This is a genomic window from Candidatus Magnetaquiglobus sp. (genome assembly GCF_058402785.1).
This window is the reverse complement of record NZ_JBZVFG010000015.1, coordinates 47798-72113: the sequence shown is the minus strand read 5'-3', so window position 1 is coordinate 72113 and position 24316 is coordinate 47798. Positions and strand designations below refer to the sequence as shown.

Genomic DNA, 24316 nt, shown 5'->3' with positions numbered 1-24316 from the left:
CCGACGATCAGTGGTTCAACAGGTGCAACAAGGCATCCACGGTTTGTTTTGCCCTCGCCATCTCCAACCGGTCCATATGCCCGTGCAATCGGGTGACCACCTCATCGAACCCGTTCAGTTCGAAAAGAGCCCGCTCGATGCGTCGGTACACAACATCGCAGCGAATATCTCCCTTGTCCAACAAGATGCCTAATTCCTGTAGCGATTGCAACAGATTTTTTTGATCGATTGAACGCCCATTTATTTGGGTGTGGGGTCCCCGTGAGGGCGAGCCCTGGCCGGGGGATGAGGAGGGGCAACCCCCATCATGCCCTGAGCCGGAAACCTTTCCGGATGGACCGGAGGTGCGCTCGATCTCCTGGATCACCGCCAGCAGCGCGGCTTCGAGTTTGGGCATCCACACCTGGGCCGAGGGGGTGTCCCCCTTGCGCAGCGCGGTTTCCAGGGAACCGGCGATGCGGGCCAGTTCCACGGCATCGATGTTGGCTGCGGCCCCTTTGAGTTTGTGGACGCGGCGCAAGGCTTCGTCCCAGAGGTTCTGGTCGAAGGGTTCGCGGATCCACCCCGACGCGGTGGAGAACTCACGTCTGAAGTTGGCGATCAGCCGTTCTTGCAGGCCGGCATCCCCCTCGCAGCGTCGCAAGCCGGCGGCCCAGTCGATGGGGGTGTTGACCGGAGCGGGCATGGGCTCCACCCCCGGGGGCGTGGACGGTTCGGTCGCGGATGGGCCGTCGCACCAGAGGATCAGTTTTTTCAACAGCGCATCGACCATGATCGGTTTGGCCAGGTGGTCGCGCATGCCGGCTTCCAGACAGGATTGAACATCCTCGGCGAGCACGCTCGCGGTCATGGCGACGATCGGCGGTGCGTTTGGAAACGGCGCGAGGAGGCGGGTGGCTTCCAGACCGTCCATGACCGGCATCTGGATATCCATCAGCACCAGATCGAAGAACCCCGGATCCGCTGCCCGCACCGTCTCGACCGCCATGCGACCATCGTGGGCCTCGACCACCTGGATGCCCCGGCGGGTGAGAATTTCGCGGATCAGTTCGATGTTGTCGGCCAGATCATCGACCACCAGGATCCGTTTGCCGCGCAGCGCCTCGATGCCGCGCAGATCGTGGGCGGGCGCCTCGACCAGCGCGCGGGTCAACGCCTTGCCGAACCGCGCCATCACGGCATCGAAGAGGGCCGACGGGGTGACCGGTTTGTGGATGAAACTGCAGATCCCGGAATCCTTGGCCGCAGCCATGACCATTTCGCGGTCGAAGGCCGAGACCATGATGATCACCGGATGCAACGGGATCTCCGGATCGGCGATGATGCGGCGCGCGGTCTCCACCCCATCCATGCCGGGCATGGCCCAGTCCATCAGCACCAGCTCGACCGGTTCGCCGCGGCGGGCGGCGCGGCGCAACGCCAAAAGCGCCGCCTCGCCCGACTCCTCCGCCTCATGGACGAACCCCATGGCGCGCAGCAGGCCGGTGAGAATCTCCCTGGAGACCGGGTTGTCATCGACCACCAGAATCCGGCGTCCGCGCAGATCCTCGGGGGCCTGGAACGGATCGCGCCGGACATCCGGGGCCACGGGGAGACGGAGCACGAACGAAAAACGGCTTCCGGCCCCCGGTTTGCTGGACACGGTCAATGCGCCCCCCATCATTTCCACCAGGTTGCGACAGATCGCCAACCCCAACCCCGTTCCGCCGTAGCGTCGCGTCGTGGAGCTGTCCGCCTGTTGGAACGGTTGCATCAGCCGGTCGATCTGTTCGGCTTCGATGCCGATCCCGGTATCGTGGGTCACGAACGCCAGTTCCACCCAGTCGTGGCCCTCGGCGCGTTTTTCGACCGCCAGCACCACCTCGCCCTGGGCGGTGAACTTCACCGCGTTGTCGCACAGATTGGTCAACACCTGTCCCAGGCGCACCGCATCCCCGATCAACAGGCGCGGCACATCCAGGGGAATCGAGACCAGCACCTCGAGGGCCGGATTGGCGCTCGCCTTGGCCAGCACCCCATCGGTGACCCGTTCCATCAGCTGACACAGATCGAACGGCAATATTTCCAGCTCCAGTTTGCCGGCATCGATCTTGGAGAAGTCCAGCACGTCGTTGATGATGCGCAACAGCGACTCGGAGGCGGCCTGGATCTTGGTCAGGTAAGCGTGCTGCTGGTCCGAGAGGTCGGTCTGCTTCATCAGGTGGCCCATGCCCAGGATGGCATTCATCGGGGTGCGGATTTCGTGGCTCATGTTGGCCAGGAAGGCCCCCTTGGCGCGGTTGGCCAGCCGGGCCCGCTCCTCGCTGGCGCGCAGTTCGTCTTCCATCCGCTTGCGGTCGGTGATGTCCCGCGCCGCCACCACCAGCCCTTCCACGCGCCCGTCCCGGCGCTGGTATGGAAAATAGGAGACATCCATCCAGCGGCGACCCAGCGCGGGATAGTCGAACCAGGCCTGATAGTTGATCGATTCACCGGCCAGGCAGCGGTCCAGATTGCCGCGAATCTTCTGGAAGGTTTCGGTTCCGAGCAGTTCGGCGATGTCATGTCCCACGATGTCGCCTTGTTTGGCGCCGTGGGCGCGCAGATAGGTCGGGTTGACCGCTCGATAGATGTAGTCATGGCCGACAAAGGAGAGGTGATCCCTGGAGGCGGCCACGATGGCCGCGTATTGACGCAGGCTCTCCTCCACCTGGCGCCGTTCGGTGTGATCGACCAGAATCAGCCGATGCTCGACGATCGCGCCATGGACATCCATTTTCGGGGAGACCGACAGGGTGACCCACAGAATCTCGCCGGTGGATTTCTTGAGGGCCACCTCGCGATCCCGCACCCCCGGACCGGCGAGCAGGTACATCGTGGCCGGATCGGCCACCAGGTCCTGGAATTGGGCGCCATCGACATGCTGGAAATCCTGTCCGAAGAGCGTGTCGGCGGCGCGGTTGCCGCGCAGGATGCGCCCCGAACCGGCATCCACGGACAAGAAGGCCACGGGTGCGTTCTCGTAAAGATCGCGCATCAGCTGCTCGGAGGCGCGCAGGCTCTCCTCGGCCTGTTTCTGCCTGGTGCGATCGTTGAATACCGCGACGATTTCGCCGGACTCCAGCCGATAGACATGGTTCTCCAACCAGCCTTGGAGATGTTGATCCTCATAAAGGGTCACCGGGCGATGCTCGGAAATCCCGGTGCGGTGGACCCGCTGGAACACTTCGAAGAGACCGAAGTCGCGTATGCCGGGGAAGACCTCGCTGACCTTGCGACCCGTCACCAGGTCCGGGTCGGTGCGGGTGATGCGTCCACCGGCCTTGTTCAGCTCCTTGATCAGAAAATCCTCCCCATCGTTCCACGCCTCGTAGACCGCCACGCCGCTGGCCATGGCGTCGAAGAGGAGGCGATAGCGTCGTTCGTTGGCGGAAAGATCTCTTTCCAGGCGTTGTTTCTGGTGCCGTTCGCGCAGGTTGCGGATCCCCTCGGCCATCTGCACGGCCAGTTCGCGCAACAGGTCGATCTCCATCTCGTCGAACGCCCCGGCCTGGGCCGCATGGATGGTGAGCACGCCGATGGTGGTTTGATCGATGCGCAACGGCAGGGCGATGCAGGCGTGCAGACCCGTCGGACCGGGTGGAGAGGGAGGGGTGTCGGGCTGACCGGTGCGCAACTCCTGGATCACGCAGGGACGACCGGTGCGGATGGCCATGCTGGTGGGGCTTTTTTCCTGGGAGTCTTCGTCCCAGTGGAGAGGACGATCCAGGGGCGGAGCGGGGGGGTGACCGTGGGAGGCCACCGGTTGGACGCGGGTGTCGTCATTCGGATCGATCAGCCCCACCCAGGCGTACCGATATCCCGTTCCCTCGATCAGCACCCGACAGAGCCGTTCCAGCATCCCCCGCTCATCGTCGTTCGCGGAGAGGATCTCGGAGAAGCTCAACCGTCCACGCAAGGCGCGATTGGCCTGGGCCAGACGCTGCTCGTGCTCGCGGCGCTCGGTGATGTCCTCCTGCACGCCGATGAAGTGGCTGATCTCTCCGTCCGGATCGCGCACCGCCGCCACCGCCACGGATGATCGGTAGGATTCGCCGCTCTTCGTGCGACTCACCAGTTCTCCCCGCCAGGGTTGATCCGGGGTGCCCATCCGGGCGCCGGCGTGTGTCCCCTCGCGCAAGCCGAACCGTTCCAATCCGTTGGGCAGACCGATCAGTTCCGCGCGGGCATACCCGGTCAAGGCCTCGAAGCGGGCGTTGACATACTCCACCACCCCCTGGGCATTGGTGACGATGACTGCCGCCGGGCTTTGTTCCACGGCCACGAAGAGTTTGTGAAGTTCGATGGTCTGGCGATTCCGGGCCTCCAGGGCCCCTTTGGCCGTCCACAAGGTGATGGCCACGCTCCAGATGGCGAGCAGCACGTAGAGGCGGTTGATCAGGGCCAGCCAGACCGAGACCTCCTGCATGGGGGTCAACCAGAAATCCACGAGGACCAGCAGGGAGAGACCGGTGGCGGTGTGGAGGAATCGGTTCCGGGTGCCCGGCATCCACCACCCCAACAGCAGCACGGCCAGATACAGCACCCCGTCCGCGGAGTCGAGGGGCTGCGTGATGTCGAAGGCGAAGATCGCCCCGGTCAACAGCACGGCCAGCAGGGTGAGGCCCGGTCGTTCGATGAGGGATCGCAGGGATCCCGGATCCTGGTTGGTGGTCATCCTTCCTCGCGCGCGTTGGTTTTCGGTAGAGGTGATGGGTCGAGAGGATCTTTCTTCGGGTACTGTTCGGGGGTGGGGTGGGCTCCTCATCCCGGACAGTTGGATAGAAAAAATATTGCGTGACAAAATCCAGTTTTGAATTTTTTTATTGCTTTTGCATTGCGGTATGAATTATGATGCACTGCAACGATCTCGACAATGAGAATTCATGCATAATTCGGGAGAACCCTGACATGAGACTCGCGCTTCACCACGGCACCCTGCTGGAACCGGAAAACTGGTCCATCTTCAAGAAAATCCGGCCCTCGGCCTTGATCCCGGCCCTGCCGGTCTCCTGGTCCGTCTCCATCCCGGCCAAGACCTCTGCGCCCAAGGCCACGGCCCGGAAACGGCACGTCCCGACCCTCGACACCCTGTTCATCCGCTGGATGCGCATGGCCCTGATCGCCGCGCTCGTGGCGCTCTGGTCCCTGGCCGGCTGGGTGGTCGTCGATGCCCTGGGTATGATCTTCGCCTGATTCCCACCGGTTGCCCGTCATGAGGCGGGAAAGTGTCCGATCAACCCGCGGATCCCTTGGAGGGTTTCGGGTGGATCGGTGAAAACCCGGCTACCGCTTCGTTTCCTGCCGAGCACGCCGCATCGCTTTATCAGCGTTTGCTTCAAATCATTGCCAAGTCGCGCAAAATCGGCCACAATACCAAAGAACACGCCTTGTGCCGTGAACCCCCCCCGTGGGGGGATTCCGGTGCGATGGGAGAGGGGACCTTCCCCAATCAAGCCCGTGCATCCCTTCCAACCTTAGTTCAAGAAGGATCCGTCCATGAATAAACAGCTCCTCGCGGCGACGCTTGGGGTCGCGCTGCTTTGCGGAACCGCCACGCTTCAGGCCGCCCAGCCCCAGGAAAACCAACCCTTCACCCAAGCCGAACTGGATCGCTTCGTCGCCGATTATCCGGGACTGGTTCAGTGGCTCGGCAAACAGAAACCCCAGTTTGATACGGCGCGCACCCCCTGGTTGGTCGCGAGCATGCGCGGTGATCCGAACTTCAATGCCCAGTTGAAAGAGAAGAACTGGGATCCGGATCGCTTCCACTACCTGCTCAACCACATCAACACCGGGTTGGCGCTGGTGGAGTCGGAGAAGGGGCAGGCCGAGACCCAGGCCCGCATCGCCAGGGAGCGCCAGGAGAACGAGGCCCGCATCGCCAGGGAGCGCCAGGAGAACGAGGCCCGCATCGCCAAGGAGCGCCAGGAGAACGAGGCCCGCCAGGCCGAGGGGCGCAAGCGGATGGAAAAGGAGATGGCCGCGGCCAACAAGCGCATGCGGGATCAGCTCGAGGCGCAAAAGGAGCAGATCCGCGCCAACCCCTACATTCCACCGTATGAGAAACAGCGCATTCTCGCCCAAATGGCGCGCGACGTCCAGAGTAATGCCGCGCCCGCGAATCTCCCGGCGACCACCCAGGTCGATGCGGTGGAGGCCGCTCGCCAACGGCAGGCCGCATGGATCGATACCCAGGAGCGGCAGATTCGCGCCAATCCCTTCATGCATCCCATGCAGCGTCAGCAGTCCCTCGATCAGCTCGATCAGGCGAAAAAATCCCTGAAGTCCGTCGTCTTCCCGGCGAATGCCGCTCCCGCCGCGGCCCATCCCTCCGATCCGGCGGCCCTGCGCGCCGACATGGAGAAGATGCACAAGCAGTGGTTCGCCAACCAGAAACAGGTGATCAACAACGCTCCCACCATGCCGCCGGCGCAAAAGAAGATCGCCCTGGATCAGCTCAAGAGTTCGGAACAGCAATTCACCGAGACCATGGCCAGGCAGGCCGACATCCCCGCCATCCTCCCCAAGGAGGAGAAGGCGCTGATCGAATCCCGGCAGAGCAAGCTCACCGAGCTGTTTGCGGTCAAGTAGTCATCGCGTCGCCGATGGCGTGGCGATCGCCGCGCCATCGGCGTGTCGGTCCGGGCATGGTCGGGTCCGCTTCGGGCATGGTCGGTCCGCTTCGGGCATGGTCGGGTCCGCTTCGGGCACGGTCGGGTCCGCTTCGGGCATGGTCGGTTTCGCAGGGCGCTTACGGGCTCAAGAAGACCCTCAGGGCCTTGTGGACCGGACCGAACTGGCCGCGCACCCGTTCCAGGGCGACCTCGGCCTCGTGCCAGTTCCGCCCCTTGATGCACTCGTGCAACTGCCGGGTGTGTGGCTGCAACTGCGGGAAGATGGTGTTGGCCATGCTCCCTTTCAAGACATGGGCCGTGGCACGGGCCGCCTCGTGCTCCCCGCCGATCAGATCCCGCTCCAGACTGTCCAGAAGCTCCGGAATCTGCGTGATCAGCAGACCGGCCACATCGCGAAAATCCTCCTCCGGCAGGCCGATCGACTCCATGGCGCTCAACAGGATCTCCACATCGCTTTTTTCGGGCGCGACCACCGTTTCCGGGATGGGCGGGGCGATGGTTTGGAAGCCTGGCGCGGTTTGGAAGCCTGGCGCGGCAGCGAGGAGGGATGGCATCTTCTGAACGGGCGTGAGATGCCGTTCCAGGACCGCCCGCAACTCCGCGAGGGTGACCGGCTTGGAGAGAAATTCGGACATGCCCGCCTCTTCGCCACGCTGCCGGCTTCCGGTCGTCACGTTGGCGGTGAAGGCCAGAATCGGCACCGGCGGCAACTCCCGTTCCCGCTCCCACGCCCGAATCCGTCGGCTCGACTCGTATCCGTCCATGCCGGGCATCTGGCAATCCATGAGCACCAGATCGAAATCCCGCGCCATGAACCGTTCCACCGCCTCCTGACCGTCCCGCGCGCCGATCACCCGACTGGCCACGCACCCCAGGCGGGTCAGCATGCCGCGCGCCACGGTGACATTGGCGGCATGATCGTCCACCACCAGGATGTGGGCGTCGTATTGGACCGAATCCGCCTCGCGACGCTGGGCCGGGGTCACCACCGGACAGCTCGCCCCCTCCCTGGGCAGAAGCAGCCACTCGATGGCCAGACGCAACCGTTCGGCGCTCACCGGTTTTTTCAGACAGATCGAGGTGCCGGGCAGGTCCGAGGCATCATCCCACCCCTGATCCAGCATGTCGGTCAACAGGATGAATTTCCAACGCGAATCCCCATCCCGCAAGGCCCGATAGGTGAGGGGATTCTCCTGGCCCGGCTTCTGGTTGAGCAGCACCAGATCATACGGATGGCCCTCCTGTCTGGCATGCCGCAGGACGGACAGGGCGGTTTCGGTCTCGGCGACGAAATCGAAACGTGAGCCGAACAGCTCGAACACATCCTCGAGAAACAGCCGTTGCAGTCCGTCGATCTCGACCCCCAGCACGCGCAGATGCTTGAAGAGATCCCGTCCCGGCTCGACGCCGGCCCCCTGGGGTTGCTGATGGAGCTGGATGCTGAAATGAAAGATGCTGCCGGTCCGGGCATGGGGGTTGTCGTCAACCCCGATTGCGCCACCCATCCGTTCCACCAGACGCCGGCTGATGGCCAGTCCCAGGCCGGTGCCGGGAAATCCTTGCGCCCGATGCTCCTCGGCACGGGCGAACATGTCGAAGATTCGTTCGCGATCGCTTTCCGGCACCCCCGGTCCGGTGTCGCGGACCTCGAAAAGATACTCGGTGCGCCCTTCGCTGCCCGGTCCCACCGGACCACCATGCAGCTCGACGCTGCCGCGTTCCGGGGTGAACTTGATGGCATTGCCGAGCAGGTTGGTGAACACCTGTCGCAGCCGGTTCACATCCCCGCGTACCGCCGTCGGCATGCCGTGGGGAAAGAACGGGGTCAGCTCGATCTCCTTGGTATGGGCCAGGGTCGCCAGAATCAGGGCCGATTCGTCCACGAGCGCGCGCAGATCGAAATCCACCTCGTCCAGCTCCAGCCGATCGGCCTCCATCTTGGAAAAATCCAGCACATTGTCGATCAGCGCCAAGAGCGTCTTGCCGGATCCATACGCCAGTCGCACCTGTTCGCGTCGTTCGTAATCCAACGGCGCCTCGCGCAACAGCTCCAGCATCCCCAGCACCACGTTCATGGGGGTGCGGATCTCGTGGCTCATGATGGCCAGAAATTCGCTTTTGGCCCGACTTTCGGAGATGGCGCGCGCCAGATCTGCCTCGAGTGTCGCGATTGTTTCGATCAGCCGGGTTTCCATCGGGGATGGCGCGGGGGTCACCGGGCCGGGCGTGGCGGATGTTTCGACCGGTTTGGATGTGACGGAGGGCTCGATCGGCTTGGGCATCACCATGGGCGCGGGGGGAGAGGGCGCGTCATGCTGGCGGGCGCCGATGCGCATGCCTGCCCCGAACGCGCCCCCCAGGGCCAGCGCCACCGCACCCGCGACCGGGCCTCCCGCCACCGCGCATCCCGTCGCGACCGCGATCCAGACCAGCCAGGGTTGCCAGGAGATCCCCCCCTGGTCACCGTCTTCGCGTCGATTCCTCACCGGGCCCCCCTTCCGCGCGTCACGACATTCCCCCGGATGTTGAGTCGCTCACACGAAAAAAAGTTCATCGAAACGGACCACCGTCTCCAACATTCGGATCACGAGTTGATTAAGTTCCGCGTCATCTTCGGTCTTCTCGATCCCGCGCAACACCACCAGCAGCTCCAGCCAGGCCGCCAGATGGGCATGATCGATCTGTGCGGCGAGCGCGGTGAGGGACTGCATGGCCAGCAACCGCTCCCGCGCGATCTCCCGGAGCGCCTCCCGGAGTTCCGCGTTGATTCCATCGACGCGCAGTGCGTCGATGCCGGCGCGCATCGTCGGCGGCTCTGGCCACCAGGTATTGTTCTCGGGCAGATGCACGGGTTTCCAGGCGGCCAAGCAGGGATCGACCAGCGGAGCCAGAAAAGCGCGCAGGGTCCCTTTCCAGGCCTGGCGGGTATCCACGATGGCCCGCTTTTCATACAGGGCGAACAGCACCACCAGAAAGCCACCCTGCATGCAAAAGCCGATCAGTTGGGGCAGCAGGGTCCGGGTGACGCTGGTCTCCGAGTAGAGCCACAGTGTCAAAAACGGGGCCGCCGCGAAGAACATCACCAGAAAAAACAGGTAGAACAGAAAGAACCCCTTGAGCCAGGAGACCTTCTCCTCCAGAAACCGGATGCGCATGTCAGCCCTCGTCCATCATCAAGAGTACACCCAATTTTTCAGGATGCCGGCATCCCGGCATCCCAACCATCGTCGAGGCATGTCCCAGAGTCGGGTTGGCGATGCCCTCATCACCCGCGCCGGCTTGGGCCATGGCCCAACCACCGCTCATGCATCGAGTCGCGCGGTATCCAGCAACACCGTCTGGATCTGATCCCCGACCAGCATCACCACCCCTTCGCGGATCAGATGGGCGGCCTCCAGGTAGCGAAAGGCATAGATGCGCCGGAGTCTCAACCTGCCGTGCCCGTCCCGCGCGAAGCCCAGCGACTTCAAGGAGACCGTCTCGTCGAGCCACGCCCAGGCCATGCGGTGGCAGATGACGCGTGCCTCGGCGCAGGCGATCTCCCGCGCCCGCATGGAGCCATGCCATACCCATGCCAACACCAACAGGGAAAGAATGGCCCACGGTTCCATGTGCGTGCATCACCCCAGCCAGTCGAGACCGGCATAGATCTCATCCAGGGTGACCTCCAGCTCCAGGGGTTCCAGATGCAGGCGGGTGTGGCGTCCGATCAGATCGAGCACCCGCCACCCCGCGCCATCACGCCGCCAGTATTCCACATGACAGGCCACCGAGGAGACCAGCAGGATGGCCTGGACGCTCGGAAGGGTTCGATAATCGGCGAGTTTCAGCCCGCGATCATGCGTGCGCGTGGTGGGAGAGAGGATCTCAACGATCACCAGGGGATGGGTCCCTTCACGCCCATCGGGGGTCAACGGGGTGCAATCAATGGTCAGATCGGCCTGATAATAGGCGTCGTCCCGTTTTGGCGGATGGATGCCGGCCTCGACCAGTACCATGCACGGCGGACGCAACCGGCTATTCATGGTTGCGGCGAGATTGGCGGTCATTCTGGAATGGACGCGCGACGGCGGCGACATGGCGACGATCCGGCCATCCACCAGTTCATGTCGCGTATCCCCCTCTTCTCCCTCCCAGGCCAAAAATGCCTCGACCGTCACGGGATTTGGTTCCGGCTTGACGTGAGTTGACATGGGTTGATCTCCTCTTTGAAGAAAATCACAAAACCGATTCACCTTTTCGACCATCTTGACGTATGATACCCGATTCCCACTCCTTGCAAACCGGAAATCCAAGCAAACATGGCCGTGATCGGTACTCGTGACGTGAAACTCGCCTTCGGTGGTCCGCTTCTGTTGGATGAGGCGAGCTTTTCCATGGACAAGGGCGAGCGGGTCTGCCTGGTGGGTCGCAACGGCACCGGCAAATCGACCCTGCTGCGCCTGTTGGCCGGGATGTGCCAACCCGACGAGGGGGAGGTTATCCGCGCCAAGGGGATCACCATCGCCACCCTTGATCAGGAGGTGCCTGGCGATCTCGAAGGGGTGGCCCGCGAGGTGGCCCTGCCGGACTCCGCACCTCTCCATCCCGAGGATCTGCCGCGGGTGGCGGCGCGGGTCGAAAGCCTTCTGGCGCTGCTCGGCCTCAACGGCGATGCGCCCTTCGCCACCCTTTCCGGCGGTCTCAAGCGCCGGGTGCTGCTCGCCCGCGCCCTGGCCGCCGAGGCCGACGTGCTGCTGCTCGACGAGCCCACCAACCACCTGGACATGGCCACCATCGAACAGCTCGAGGGGGTGATCAAGGGGTATCGGGGGGCCTTGCTCTTCATCACCCACGACCGGATGTTTCTAGAAAGGATCGCCACCCGCATCCTGGAGCTGGATCGGGGACGGCTCACCGACTGGCCGGGGGATTACCGGCTCTATCAGCAGCGCAAGGAGGCGGCCCTGGACTCCGAGGCGGTCACCAACGCCCTGTTCGACAAGCGTCTGGCCCAGGAAGAGACATGGATCCGCCAGGGGATCAAGGCGCGCCGCACCCGCAACGAAGGGCGGGTGCGCGCCTTGGAGAGGATGCGCGGGGAGCGCCGGGCGCGGCGCGAGCTGGAGGGACGGGTCCGTCTGCGCGCCGAGCTGGCGGAAAAATCGGGCAAACTGGTCGCCGTGGCCGAGGAGGTGGGCTACCAGTACGATGGCGTGCCCTACATCCGGAATTTCTCCACCGTGGTGCAGCGTGGCGACAAGATCGGCATCATCGGACCCAACGGGTGCGGCAAGACCACGCTGTTGAATCTGCTGCTCGGACGGCTCGTTCCGCAAGCCGGTTCGATCCGGCTCGGCACCAACCTGGAGGTGGCCTATTTCGATCAGTTGCGCGCCGGACTCGACGAGGAGAAGACGGTCGCCGACAACGTGGCCAACGGACGCGAGATGGTGAGCGTGGGCGGTCAGACCCGTCACATCATCGGCTATCTGCAAGACTTCCTCTTTCCGCCGGCCCGTGCCCGCTCCCCGGTGAAGATCCTCTCCGGCGGGGAGCGCAACCGGTTGTTGTTGGCCAAGCTGTTCTTGAACCCGGCCAACATCCTGGTCATGGACGAGCCCACCAACGATCTGGACACCGATACCCTGGATCTGCTCGAGGAGCTTCTGGCCGATTACGCCGGCACGCTGCTGCTGGTGAGCCACGATCGGGCCTTTTTGAACAATGTGGTCACCAGTTGCCTGGTCTTCGAGGGGGAGCCGGGAGAGATTCGCGAGTATGCCGGCGGTTATGACGACTGGTTGCAACAGCGACCGCCCCCGCCGGTGGTCGCGGCCCCGGCGGTGGTCCGGAAGGCCGCTCCCAGGCCACCGCCACCTGCGCCGAAAAAAGCAACGGGCCTCTCCTACAAGGAGCGGCGCGAGCTGGAGGGGCTGCCGGCCCGCATCGAGGCTTTGGAGGCCGAACAGGGTGTCCTGCACGCGGCCATGGCCGAGGCGACCTATTATCGGAACTCTCCGGAACGGTTGGCCGCGGATCAGGCGCGGCTGACGGCCCTGGAGTCGGAGTTGGGCGCGGCCTATGCCCGCTGGGAGCTTTTGGAGGGGATGGATCAGTAACGGCCTGCAACAGCGCCAATACGCGCCGTGCGACTCGCCGATCGATCTCTGCTCAAGAATGGGAGATCTTTCAGGAATTCCGGGTGACCCACCGCCGCCAACACGCGCCGTGCGACTCGCCGATCGATCTCTGCTCAAGAATGGGAGATCTTTCAGGAATTCCGGGTGACCCACCGCCGCCAACACGCGCCGTGCGACTCGCCGATCGATCTCTGCTCAAGAATGGGAGATCTTTCAGGAATTCCGGGTGACACACCGCCCAATGATCCTGAGGCTGTTCGGCTCATGTCCGTCCAACAGGCGCCAAAGGGCCGAGGTCCCGGTCGGAGGCAGGGGGGGCCGTCTGGCCCGCTTGAGTGCGGTCGGCAACCGTTCCGCATCGCGGGAAGCGCGCGGCAACGGGTTGTAACTTGCATGATGGGGGGAGAACCCCCTCACCCCCGTACCACGGACCTCCCTTCGGGAGTTCCATGGTGACGAATTTCCACCGGCAGGACGGTTCTCCCGCTCTCTGGTCCGGAATTTGCGTTTGTTTTTCAGTTGTGGCCGCTCGCGGACCGTTTGACAAGCCGAATCCATCCTCTCATGACCGTGGCATGCCCGGCAGGGAGGTGCGCGGTGGGGGCGGGGCGCTCCCCCAGCCATCATTTTCAGAGCAGGTGCAAGCCTTTGAAGATCACCCTCGTCACCACGGGACGGGCCGATTACGGCCTGCTCTCGCCTTTGATCCAGGCGATCCGGGGCGAGGCGCGACTGACCCTGGAGATCGTCGCCACCGGCGGTCATCTCGTCGAGGCCCAGGGCGGGACGCTCCGTTTCATCCAGGCGGACGGACATGCGGTGACCCCGATCCCCATGACCCCGGAGGTGGACTCCGAGGATGGGATCTGTCGCGCCGTGGCTGCGGGGTTGAGCGGTTTTTCCAGCCATTTCGCCCGCCTGCGGCCCGATCTGGTGCTGGTGCTCGGCGACCGCTTCGAGTTGTGGGCGGTCTGCATGGCGGCGGTGCTCCACAAAATCCCCATCGCCCATCTGCACGGCGGCGAAACCACCCTGGGCGCCATCGACGACACCATCCGCCACACGGTCACCAAGATGGCCACCTGGCACTTTCCCGCCCTGCCGGAGTATGCGCGGGTGATCCTGGCCATGGGGGAACATCCCGAACGGGTGCATGTGGTCGGCGCCCTGGGCATCGACGCCATCGTCAACACGCCGCCCCTGGAACCGGCGGAACTGACCGCCCTGACCGGCATCGATTTCTCGGTCAACCCGGTGGCGCTCCTCACCTACCATCCGGTCACCCTCGACGATCACGCCGAGGCCGCCCGGCAGACCGCCACCATCCTGGAAGCGCTCACCGGAACCGATCTGACCACCCTGATCACCATGCCCAACCTGGATGCCGGAGGCGCGGCGATCCGTTCGACCCTCGAACGCCACTGCCTGACCCATCCGGAGAGGTTCCGCCTTGTCAAGAGTCTGGGACAACGGGGCTATCTGACCGCCATGCGCCATGCCGCGCTCATGATCGGCAACTCCTCGAGCGGCATCCTGGAGGCCGCCTCCTTCCGGCTGCCGGTGATCAACATCGGCGACCGTCAGGCCGGTCGTATCCGGGCCGGCCATGTGCTGGACTGCCCGTGCGAGGCCGGAGCGATCCGCCAGGCGCTCGGAACGGCCCGTTCCGCCGCGTTCCGCGCTTCGCTCGCCACCCTGGTCAACCCTTATGGGGATGGATGCACGGCCCCGCGCATCGCGCGGATCCTGGCCGGTCTGGATCTCAGCGCGCGTGCGGATCTGTTGAAAAAAGGCTTTCATGCGTTTTCAGGAGCCCTCCCGAGATGAAACCTTCCCAAACGACCCGCGCGTATGTGATCGCCGAGGCGGGCGTCAACCACAACGGTGATCTGGACCTGGCCCGGCGTCTGGTGGATGCCGCAGCGCAGGCCGGCGTGGATGCGGTGAAGTTCCAGACCTTCCGCGCCGAGGATCTGGTCAGCCGGCACGCCCGCAAGGCCGATTATCAACGGCTCTCCACCCATCCCGAGGAGTCGCAGCTGGCCATGATCCGCCAGCTCGAACTCGACCACGCCGCGCATCGGATCCTGTGCGACCATTGCCGCGAACGGGGCATCGCCTTTCTCTCCACCCCCTTCGATCCGGTCAGTCTCGAGTTCCTCGTCGCCGGGATGGGGCTGGAGACGATCAAGCTCTCCTCGGGGGAGGTGACCAATGGTCCGTTTCTGGTGCGGGTCGGCGCCACCGGCAAGCGGGTGATCCTCTCCACCGGCATGTCCACCCTGGACGAGATCGCGGTCGCCCTGGGCGCCTTGGCCTTCGGCATGCTCATGGGGGGGGCTCCGCCCGAGCCCGACGACTTTTCCAGGGCGCGACGTCATCCCGAGGGGGCCGCACGGTTGCAAGAGAACGTCACGCTGCTCCACTGCACCACCGAATATCCCGCCCCCTTCGCCGAGGTGAACTTGCGCGCCATGGAGAGCCTCGGCGACACCTTCGGTCTGCCGGTGGGGTACTCGGACCACACCCCCGGCATCGCCATCCCGATCGCGGCGGTGGCGCGGGGGGCGTGCGTGATCGAAAAACACTTCACCCTGGATCGTACCCTGCCCGGACCCGACCATCGCGCCTCCCTGGAGCCCGATGAGCTGACAGGCATGGTCGAGGCGATCCGCCAGGTGGAGTTGGCACTGGGCGACGGTCGCAAGCGGCCCATGCCCTCCGAGATCGGCAACCGGGAGGTGGCCCGCAAGAGTCTGGTCGCCATCGCCCCGATCCGGCGTGGCGAGTCGTTCACCAGCGCCAATCTCGGGGTCAAGCGTCCGGGGAACGGGATTTCACCCATGGCCTACTGGCAATGGCTGGGACGCGTCGCCAGCCGGGACTATCCCCTCGATGCCCTCATCGAACCGTAATACAGGAGTTGTTGGCCATGATAGGCGCCGAAACCGTGTTGGCCGTGATTCCCGCCCGTGGTGGCTCCAAGGGGGTGATGCGCAAGAATATCCGTCCCTTGGTCGGCAAGCCGCTTCTGGCCTGGAGTATCGAGGCGGCGCGGCTCTGTCCGGAGATCGACCGGTTGATCCTCTCCTCCGAGGATGACGAGATCATCGCCACCGCCCGCGCCCATGGCTGCGAGGTGCCGTTTCCGCGCCCTCCGGAGTTGGCCGGCGACGACGCGCGCGCCATCGACGTTGCCCTGCACCTGCTGGACACCCTGCCGGAATCCTACGACTGGCTGCTCTGGCTGCAACCGACCTCGCCCCTGCGGCGCGCCGAGGATATCCGCAATGCCTTGCGTCTGGCGGTGGAACGTCGCGCCGACAGCGTGGTCGGGGTGACGCCGGCGGACAAAAGTCCCTACTGGATGTTCCACGTCCAGGCGGACGGCGCCATGGAACCGGTGCTGTCCGGGGATGCCACCCGTCGCAACCGGCAGGAGTTGCCCCCGGTCTGTCAGCTCAACGGCGCGCTCAATCTGGTGCGTACCGCCTGGATCCGGCAGTCGCATCGCTTCATCGACGCCCGCACCCTTGCCTACGTCATGCCTCCGGAGCGCTCCCTGGATATCGACAGCGAACGGGATTTCCTGGTCGCGGAGTGGTGGCTGCGCGCATCCGGGGAGTCTGAGCGGACACGATGAGGTCGAGGATCGTCAGGCTCCGCAAGGTCATCATCCCTTCGCGCGCGATTGCCTTTTGCAAACCATTAAGGTAAATAATGGTTCGGAATGCCGGCAGCGTCCCATTCGATGGATCCATTGGCACCAACCACGGCTCGATACCATGACCTCTCTTGAGAAAATCCCTATGTCCGCCGACTTTTCCGAGCCGCGACCGCCCGAGGATGATGAAATCGATCTTTTCAAGCTGATCGCGATCCTGTGGCAGGCTAAAGGTTTGATCGTGCTGGTCACGGTGGCCTGTATCGCCTTGGCCGTGACCTATGCCTTCATGGTCACGCCGATCTTCAAGGCCGATGTGTTGCTCGAACCCGCAGGGGATGATGCCAAGAAAGGCGGGGCCATGGCCCAACTCGGTGGCCTGGCGGCCATGGCCGGCATCAACATCGGGGGTGGGGGCACTTCCAAGGATGCGGCGATCGCCAAATTGAAATCCAGAATCTTCATCGAGGAGTTCATCCGCGATGAGAATCTCCTGCCGGTTCTGTTCGAGGAGAAGTGGGACGCGGCGGCGAAGGGTTGGAAGGAGCAGGATCCGAAGAAACAGCCTTCGTTGTTCCAGGGGGTTGAACTGTTCCAGAAAAGTTTGTTGAAAATCGTGGAGGACAAGAAAACCGGACTGGTCACCTTGACCCTCGAGTGGAAGGAGGCCAACCAAACCGCCCAGTGGGCCAACCTGCTGGTGGAACGGGTCAATCGCCACCTGCGAGGTCTGGCCATCGAGGAGGCGCGGCGCAACATCGATTATCTGAACGGTGAGTTGGCCAAGGCCATGATCCTGGAACTCAAACAGGTCATCGCCTCGTTGACCGAGGATCAGATCAAGAAAATCATGCTGGCCAACGGTCGTCTGGAGTTCGCCTTCAAGGTCATCGATCCGGCGGTGGTTCCGGAAAGACGCATCTGGCCGAAACGTGCCATGATTGTCGTTCTGGGAGGTGTGGGAGGCGGACTCCTGGGTGTCATGGCCGTCTTCATGCGGCACGGTTGGCGCGCGCGCAAGGAGCGTTTGGCCTCGATCGCCCCCTAGGGCGTGTTGACGGGTGGTGGCCGTGCGGCTTCAAATCATTCGTTACTTCTGCATGAAAGGCACGACAAGCCCATGTTCCAAGACCGCGCCCGAGTCCAAGAGGCCCTGAATGCCGGATTTCACGGTCGTTCCGTGCTGGTGGCGGGCGACCTGATCCTCGATCGTTACATCTGGGGCGAGGTGACCCGCATCTCGCCCGAGGCCCCGGTGCCGGTGGTGAAGGTGGGGCGGGAGACCGCGCGGTGTGGCGGTGCGGCCCATGTGGCGGTGAACCTGGCCAACCTGGGGCTGCAAACCCGGCTGTGCGGCTGGGTGGGCGCGGACGCCGACGGAGAGACGCTCAAGACCATGCTCCATCAGACCGGCATCGACATCGAGGCGGTCCATGCCCTGACCGATCGACCCACCATCGTCAAGACCCGCATCCTCGGTGGACGCCAACAGATGCTGCGCCTCGACCGGGAGCAGACCGATCCGGTCTCCGAGGAGATCTGGTCCACCTTCGCGGGTCACGTTCTGGATCAGCTGCAACGGGAACCGCGTCCGGATGCGGTGATCCTGTCGGATTACGGAAAGGGCACCCTCACCGAACAGGTGTGCCAGGCGATCATCTGGGCGGCGCGTACCCTGGAGGTGCCGGTGCTGGTGGATCCCAAGGGGATGAACTACGACAAGTATCGCGGCGCCACCACGCTCACCCCGAACCGACGCGAGCTGGCCGAGGCCATTCCCATGCATCCCGGCAAGCTCGATCCGCTGCTGGTCGCCGGAGAGCGGCTGCGGGCGCGCATTCAGGCCGATTTCCTGGCGGTGACCCTGAGCGAGCTGGGGATCGCCCTCGTGGAAGGGGATCGACCCCCGATTCGGATTCCGGCCATGGCCCGCGAGGTGTTCGATGTGTCGGGCGCCGGGGATGCGGTGATCGCGGTGTTGGCGGCGGCGCTCACCGCCGGTCTGTCGCGTCTGGATGCCCTGCATCTGGCCAATCTGGCGGCGGGGGTGGTGGTGGGCAAGGTGGGAACCTCGCCGATCCATCGCGACGAACTGCTCGCCGCCTTCCACTCCCAGGAGGTGCTGACCCAGGCCGACAAGATCTGCCGGCTGGAGGTCGCCTTGACCCGGATCGAGTCGTGGCGCCAGAAAGGGGAGCGTCTGGTCTTCACCAACGGCTGTTTCGATCTGCTCCACGCCGGACACGTCACCTATCTGGAAAAAGCGCGCGCCCTGGGCAACCGGTTGATCGTCGGCCTGAACACCGACCGGTCCGTGTCGGCCTTGAAAGGACCCAGCCGCCCGGTGATCCATCAGGAGGATCGCGCCCGGGTGTTGGCCGCGTTGGCCTCGGTGGATCTGATCCTGCTTTTCGACGAGGAGACCCCCCTGACGTTGATCCGTGCCGTGCGTCCGGAGATCCTCGTCAAGGGGGCCGACTACACCGAAGAGCAGGTGGTCGGCGGTCGGGAGGTGAAATCCTGGGGTGGACAGGTGGCCCTGATTCCCCTGGAGCCGGGACGCAGCAGCAGCAACATCTTGAATCACCTTCAAACCACTCAGGGAGCCAGCTGACCCATGTACATCGTGACCGGCGGAGCCGGATTCATCGGCGCCAACCTCGTGTCCACCTTGAACCGTCGGGGTGATTCCAACATCCTGGTGGTCGATGACCTCAAGCAGGGGGACAAGTTTTTGAATCTGCGCGATCTGGAGATCGCCGATTACATGGATCTGCACGAATTCCGCGACCTGTTGCGCTCCGGACGGCTGCGCAACACCCGCATCCGGGCGATCTTCCATCAGGGGGCCTGCTCCGACACCATGGAGTACAACGGCCAGTACATGATGGACAACAACTACACCTACTCCAAGGAGCTGTTTCACTTCGCCCAGGAGCAGAACGTGCCGTTCATCTACGCCTCGAGCGCCGCGACCTACGGTGGCTCGAAGGTGTTCACCGAACATCCGGACAACGAGAAGCCGCTGAACGTCTACGGCTATTCCAAGCTGCTTTTCGACCAGTATGTGCAGCGCCACCTTCCGCGGTGCGTTTCGGCGGTGGCTGGCTTGCGTTATTTCAATGTCTATGGCCCGCGCGAGGATCACAAGGGGCGCATGGCCTCGATGATCCACCAGATGTACCACCAGATCCTCGGCACCGGCGTGGTCAAACTTTTCACCGGCAGCGGCGGGTATGGCGATGGCGAGCAGCGGCGCGATTTCATCCACGTCGAGGATGTGGTGAAGGTGAATCTTTTCCTGGCCGACAGCGGATCGGTGCAAGGGATCTTCAATGTCGGCACGGGCAAGAGCCGCGCCTTCAACGACGTGGCGCGCACCCTGATCGAGCGGCTCGGACAAGGGGAGATCCAATACGTGTCGATGCCGGAGGTGCTCAAGGAGAAGTATCAGAGCTTCACCGAGGCCGACATCTCCCGGTTGCGCGCGGTGGGCTACGATGCGCCGTTTCACTCCCTGGAAGAGGGGATCGCGGCCTTTGTCGTCGCCAGAAAACAGCGGGACGCGTGAGATCGACACCCGGTTCACCTCTGGCGAGGTTCCTTCCGCGGGTACGCGAACGGCGGCGGAGGCGATCCTGGTGATCGGTCCCTCCTGGGTCGGGGACATGGTGATGGCCCAGTCGCTCTTCATGATCCTTAAACAGGAGCGACCGGAACGCCCCATCGACCTGGTGGCCCCGGCCTGGGCCTTGCCTCTGGCCGCGCGCATGCCCGAGATCCGCCGCGCCATCGCCCTGCCCGCCGGGCATGGCGAATTGGCCCTCGTCGCGCGTTATCGGGTGGGTACCTCCCTGCGCGGTCGCCATGCCCAGGCGATCCTTTTGCCCAACTCCTTGAAATCCGCCCTGGTGCCGTGGTTCGCCCGGATTCCGCGCCGGACCGGCTTTCTGGGCGAGTTGCGTTTCGGCTTGCTCAACGACATCCGTACCCTGGACAAGCAACGTCTGCCCCGCACCGTGCAACGGTTCGTCGCCCTCGGTCTGCCCCGCGACACGCCGTTGCCGGAGTCCCTGCCCGTGCCGCGTCTGCGCGCCTCGGTGGAGGAGGGGGAGCGGATCCTTGGCGCCTACGGTCTTTGCGCTGAAAAAAAACTGCTGGCCCTCTGCCCCGGCGCGGAGTACGGACCGGCCAAACGCTGGCCGGCGCACCATTTCGCCGCCCTGGCACGGGCATGCATCGCCGGAGGCTGGCGCGTGGCGGTGCTGGGTTCGGCCAAGGAGCGGGCGCTGGGCGCGGAGATTCTTGCTGGTCTGACGGGCGTTGATCCATCCGCGCCGGGCGGGCGCGACATGGGCGGGACGGATGCGATCAACCTGGCCGGGGCCATCGATCTGGTGGCCGCCATCGATGTGCTGGCGTGCGCCGGGGCGGTGGTCAGCAACGATTCGGGGTTGATGCATGTCGCGGCGGCGCTCGATCGTCCGGGGGTGGCGATCTTCGGCTCCTCGGATCCGGACCACACCCCGCCGTTGGGCACGAGCATGCGGATCGTGTCGCTGGGTCTGGCCTGCGCCCCCTGTTTCAAGCGGGTGTGTCCCGAAGGGGCGGCGCGCTGTCTGGAGGAGATCACCCCGGAGCGGGTGCTGGAGTCGTTATGAGTTCCGACCCCCCGCCGCGCTTGAAGCATCGCCTGGAATGGCTGCTGTTGAAGGGGCTGCTTGGTCTGGTGCGCGCCGGGGATCTCCCCTCGGCCTACCGGCGCGTGCGGCGGCTGGCCGCGCTCGGGCGGCGCATCTTTACCTCCGAGTGGGCCTGGGCCAACGCCAACCTGGCCATGATCTACGGCGATCACTTGACCCCGGGCCAGCGCGAAAAACTGGCCTCCCTGGCGTTCGAAAATATTTTTTTCAGTTACATGGAGTCGATCCGCGTCCACGAGATCGCCTTTCGCGACGAGGGGGTGGAGCGGTTGCACGCGGTTCATGGCCTGGGACGCGGGGTGGTGGTCGTTGGGGTGCACGTGGGGTGCTGGGAACCGGGATTGAAACGGCTCGGCGGACAGGTCTCTCCCACCGCGATCCTCTATCGCCACGCCAACAACCCGTTGAGCGAAAAAACCTTCATGGCGCTGCGCGCCGGGTATGGGGTCGAGTTCATCTCGCGCCAGAACACCCGCGAGATCGTGCGCGCCATGCAGGCGCGCAAGGTGATGGGGTTCATGACCGACATCAACACCCGCGAGGGCGGGGTCACGGCGCCGTTTCTGGGCGTGCCGGCCCAGTGTCCGCCCGGTCCGGCGCGGCTGGCCCTGAAGTTCAACACCCCGATCATTCCCATCATCGCCACCCGCGCCGGATGGGGCGAGGCGGTGTTCCGGGTCGGGGAGCCGATCGAGCCCCAGGCGGGCGGGGTGAGCGAGGAAAAGGTGGTCGCCCTGACCGGTGCGATCAACGCCGCGTTCGTCCCCTGGGTGCATGAGTTCGCCGAGCAGTACAACTGGCTGCATGCCCGCTGGCGCGCCCGTCCGGATGGCTCCCTGTGGCGTCCGGAACAGACCCTGAGCGCCCATTCTGCCCCGGCGCAACCCTCGGAACGGGTGTTGCGGCTGTTGGCGGGGTGAGGGGTTCCCGGTTCCTGCTGGAGTGCGGGTGTCGCGGCTGTTGGCGGGGTGAGGGGTTCCCGGTTCCTGCTGGAGCGCGGGTGTCGCGGCTGTTGGCGGGGTGAGGGATTCCTGGTTCCTGCTGGAGCGCGGGTGTCGCGGCTGTTGGCGGGGTGAGGGATTCCCGGTTCCTGCTGGAGCGCGGGTGTCGCGGCTGTTGGCGGGGTGAGGGACGCTCGCGAGAGGCTCTCTGGGGAGCCCCGGACAGCCTCTCGCGGAGAGGTCGGGGCGTCTACTCCATCAGAATGCTTGAGAGCATCTCATCGTGCTTCTTGAGAATGACCGTCATCTCGTTTGTGATCTTATCCTTGTCGGTGATCTTCTTCTCCTCCATACTTTTTTTCAGATCACTCAAGCGCGTGTAGGTCTTCTTGCGCGCACGCTCCATCTCCCTGGTCAGATCGGATGCCTTGGCGGGCGTGGCGAATTGGGTGAGGGCCGTGGATTTTCCGGTGGTCGCGGGGTGAGGGGTTCCCGGTTCCTGCTGGAGCGCGGGTGTCGCGGCTGTTGGCGGGGTGAGGGATTCCTGGTTCCTGCTGGAGCGCGGGTGTCGCGGCTGTTGGCGGGGTGAGGGATTCCCGGTTCCTGCTGGAGCGCGGGTGTCGCGGCTGTTGGCGGGGTGAGGGACGCTCGCGAGAGGCTCTCTGGGGAGCCCCGGACAGCCTCTCGCGGAGAGGTCGGGGCGTCTACTCCATCAGAATGCTTGAGAGCATCTCATCGTGCTTCTTGAGAATGACCGTCATCTCGTTTGTGATCTTATCCTTGTCGGTGATCTTCTTCTCCTCCATACTTTTTTTCAGATCACTCAAGCGCGTGTAGGTCTTCTTGCGCGCACGCTCCATCTCCCTGGTCAGATCGGATGCCTTGGCGGGCGTGGCGAATTGGGTGAGGGCCGTGGATTTTCCGGTGGTCGCCAACTCCGCCCCGAGCTTTCCGACACCCAACGCAACCGACGTGTAGGTCTTCAACAGTTCGGAGGGATCGGCAGCAAACGATTTCAGATTCCAGTTGCCGATATCATCCTTGATCAGGGCCATGCGGACTTTTCCGGCGCCATTGGCCTGCACCGTGTTGACGGTGGTCCAGAAGTTGTTCTTCATCAGCCGTTCATACGCCCGTACCCGATCGATGGCCGGCATGCGCGAGGCGTTGTCCGCGTGCCAGTCGTGATCGTACCAGGCTTTCTCGGGATAGGTCGAATACATGCCCCCCGTGGGATAGGTGGCATCGAACCATGGGTACATATTGGGAAAGTCGGTTGAGCCGGCACCGATGAGATACTCGTTGGTGCTGATCTTCTGTGCGTTCCGCCCCGTGATCGTCAGAGAGATCTGGTGGGCGCGCGCGGAGATCTGAGCGCCGTATTCGGCCAGTATGGTGGCGGATGAGACCTTCTTGGATCGTTCGAACTTCGATCGTGGAATTTCGTGCATCATGGCGCCCGCCAGGGCCGTGGCCTCGGCCTGCATGCGCGTACCAATTTCGGTCAATTTGTGAAGCTTTGTTTTGGTGACGAATTGCGAGCAGTTCATGTTTTTTTTGGCAACATTGAGATCCATGATCCCTTGTTGCAGATCGCTCATGATGCTCTGTTGTTGGGTGGGTAAATCCTGAATCTTGACCTTGATGTCCGGCAAGGGTGCTGGAAGCCATTGACCGGGTTGCGTTCCATTGGTACAGCGATCCAAATGGGCTTCAATGTCAGACACCCAGGTGAGAACGCTGCTCTTGTCGCCTTGCAGGTTGTCGATCAGGGTGGTATTCGGCTTGTCCTGTTTCCTGAGTTCGGTGATGATCTTGTCGCGACGATCGATCTTCCTTTTCAGTTTGTTGATGGCCTTTCTTAAGGACACAACCGCGCCAAAATTCTCGATTGCCTGGTCGTTCAACAAGAACGGCATATCGAGACAGAGATCCTTTCTGTATCGGTCCGCGAGGAGAGAGTACTCTTTGGAGGATTTCACAAAGAAGGTTGGATCTTCAAGAGCGCGGCAGGTTTCCTGGATGATGCCGCTCAACTCAGCCAACTGCAATTCCGGCTTTTTGGTCAGAGGGCCTTTGTAACTCTCCACCTCCACGCGCAAGGAGGATGCGGCGGTCATGGATTCGCAACCGGCCAGGGGGAGCATCAGCAACGTGGTCAACAGAATGCGACCTGAATTCAGGGAAGGTTTCATGAAGGGCTCCGGTTGATCGTTTCTATTATCGTGGA

General features: G+C 63.8%; 18 protein-coding genes. 11 read left to right on the top strand and 7 right to left on the bottom strand.

The genetic code is table 11. From position 1 onward, the window contains the following. Positions 1 to 7 precede the first annotated feature (7 nt). Complete coding sequence (locus tag ACV4UY_RS07360; RefSeq protein WP_491606960.1) at positions 8 to 4696, bottom strand: response regulator; 4689 nt, start codon at positions 4694 to 4696, stop codon at positions 8 to 10. A 233-nt stretch (positions 4697 to 4929) separates the two neighbouring features. Here ACV4UY_RS07360 and ACV4UY_RS07355 point away from each other — a divergent pair, with 233 nt between their 5' ends. Beyond that, positions 4930 to 5214 carry a hypothetical protein gene (locus ACV4UY_RS07355; RefSeq protein WP_491606959.1) on the top strand — a complete coding sequence of 95 codons (285 nt, stop codon included), beginning with the start codon at positions 4930 to 4932 and terminating at the stop codon, positions 5212 to 5214. Between the two features lie 303 nt (positions 5215 to 5517). Next, the gene (locus tag ACV4UY_RS07350) at positions 5518 to 6612 is read left to right on the top strand and encodes a hypothetical protein (RefSeq protein WP_491606958.1); all 1095 of its coding nucleotides are present in this window, start codon (positions 5518 to 5520) and stop codon (positions 6610 to 6612) included. A gap of 160 nt (positions 6613 to 6772) precedes the next feature. Here the strand turns inward: ACV4UY_RS07350 and ACV4UY_RS07345 are convergent, their stop codons facing one another. The 4 genes from ACV4UY_RS07345 to ACV4UY_RS07330 all read right to left on the bottom strand — a co-directional run bounded on the left by ACV4UY_RS07345 (position 6773) and on the right by ACV4UY_RS07330 (position 10849). Continuing rightward, a complete protein-coding gene (locus tag ACV4UY_RS07345) occupies positions 6773 to 9142 on the bottom strand; it encodes a response regulator (RefSeq protein WP_491606957.1) in 2370 nt (789 codons plus the stop codon). A gap of 48 nt (positions 9143 to 9190) precedes the next feature. After that, positions 9191 to 9811 carry a hypothetical protein gene (locus ACV4UY_RS07340; RefSeq protein ID WP_491606956.1) on the bottom strand — a complete coding sequence of 207 codons (621 nt, stop codon included), beginning with the start codon at positions 9809 to 9811 and terminating at the stop codon, positions 9191 to 9193. Positions 9812 to 9958: 147 nt separating this feature from the next. Then, positions 9959 to 10267 (bottom strand): DUF3301 domain-containing protein, encoded by a 309-nt coding sequence (locus ACV4UY_RS07335; protein WP_491606955.1) that lies wholly within the window; start codon positions 10265 to 10267, stop codon positions 9959 to 9961. Positions 10268 to 10276: 9 nt separating this feature from the next. After that, the gene (locus tag ACV4UY_RS07330; protein WP_491606954.1) at positions 10277 to 10849 is read right to left on the bottom strand and encodes a Uma2 family endonuclease; all 573 of its coding nucleotides are present in this window, start codon (positions 10847 to 10849) and stop codon (positions 10277 to 10279) included. 108 nt (positions 10850 to 10957) lie between these two features. Between ACV4UY_RS07330 and ACV4UY_RS07325 the strand changes: the two genes are divergently transcribed. The 9 genes from ACV4UY_RS07325 (at position 10958) to ACV4UY_RS07285 (ending at position 22065) form a co-directional block, all read left to right on the top strand. Beyond that, positions 10958 to 12757 (top strand): ATP-binding cassette domain-containing protein, encoded by a 1800-nt coding sequence (locus ACV4UY_RS07325; protein WP_491606953.1) that lies wholly within the window; start codon positions 10958 to 10960, stop codon positions 12755 to 12757. Positions 12758 to 13426: 669 nt separating this feature from the next. Then, positions 13427 to 14605, top strand: coding sequence for a UDP-N-acetylglucosamine 2-epimerase (neuC, locus tag ACV4UY_RS07320; RefSeq protein ID WP_491606952.1), 1179 nt, complete (start codon positions 13427 to 13429; stop codon positions 14603 to 14605). Next, positions 14602 to 15693 (top strand): N-acetylneuraminate synthase, encoded by a 1092-nt coding sequence (gene neuB, locus ACV4UY_RS07315; protein ID WP_491606951.1) that lies wholly within the window; start codon positions 14602 to 14604, stop codon positions 15691 to 15693. Before neuC ends, neuB begins: the two co-directional genes overlap by 4 nt. A gap of 17 nt (positions 15694 to 15710) precedes the next feature. After that, positions 15711 to 16421, top strand: a complete 711-nt coding sequence (locus ACV4UY_RS07310; protein WP_491606950.1) for an acylneuraminate cytidylyltransferase family protein — start codon at positions 15711 to 15713, stop codon at positions 16419 to 16421. Positions 16422 to 16587: 166 nt separating this feature from the next. After that, a complete protein-coding gene (locus ACV4UY_RS07305; protein ID WP_491606949.1) occupies positions 16588 to 17490 on the top strand; it encodes a Wzz/FepE/Etk N-terminal domain-containing protein in 903 nt (300 codons plus the stop codon). Positions 17491 to 17562: 72 nt separating this feature from the next. Beyond that, complete coding sequence (rfaE1, locus tag ACV4UY_RS07300) at positions 17563 to 19056, top strand: D-glycero-beta-D-manno-heptose-7-phosphate kinase (RefSeq protein ID WP_491606948.1); 1494 nt, start codon at positions 17563 to 17565, stop codon at positions 19054 to 19056. A 3-nt stretch (positions 19057 to 19059) separates the two neighbouring features. Beyond that, complete coding sequence (gene rfaD / locus ACV4UY_RS07295; protein WP_491606947.1) at positions 19060 to 20013, top strand: ADP-glyceromanno-heptose 6-epimerase; 954 nt, start codon at positions 19060 to 19062, stop codon at positions 20011 to 20013. 97 nt (positions 20014 to 20110) lie between these two features. Beyond that, positions 20111 to 21103 carry a lipopolysaccharide heptosyltransferase II gene (waaF, locus tag ACV4UY_RS07290; protein WP_491606967.1) on the top strand — a complete coding sequence of 331 codons (993 nt, stop codon included), beginning with the start codon at positions 20111 to 20113 and terminating at the stop codon, positions 21101 to 21103. Next, positions 21100 to 22065 carry a lysophospholipid acyltransferase family protein gene (locus ACV4UY_RS07285; protein ID WP_491606946.1) on the top strand — a complete coding sequence of 322 codons (966 nt, stop codon included), beginning with the start codon at positions 21100 to 21102 and terminating at the stop codon, positions 22063 to 22065. Before waaF ends, ACV4UY_RS07285 begins: the two co-directional genes overlap by 4 nt. A gap of 271 nt (positions 22066 to 22336) precedes the next feature. On the opposite strand, the gene ACV4UY_RS07280 is transcribed toward ACV4UY_RS07285, so the two are convergent. Then, positions 22337 to 22492: a hypothetical protein gene (locus ACV4UY_RS07280; RefSeq protein ID WP_491606945.1), complete on the bottom strand. Its 156-nt coding sequence runs from the start codon at positions 22490 to 22492 to the stop codon at positions 22337 to 22339. Between the two features lie 298 nt (positions 22493 to 22790). After that, entirely contained in the window at positions 22791 to 24281 is a 1491-nt protein-coding gene (locus tag ACV4UY_RS07275; RefSeq protein WP_491606944.1) for a hypothetical protein, read from the bottom strand. Positions 24282 to 24316: the final 35 nt, after the last annotated feature.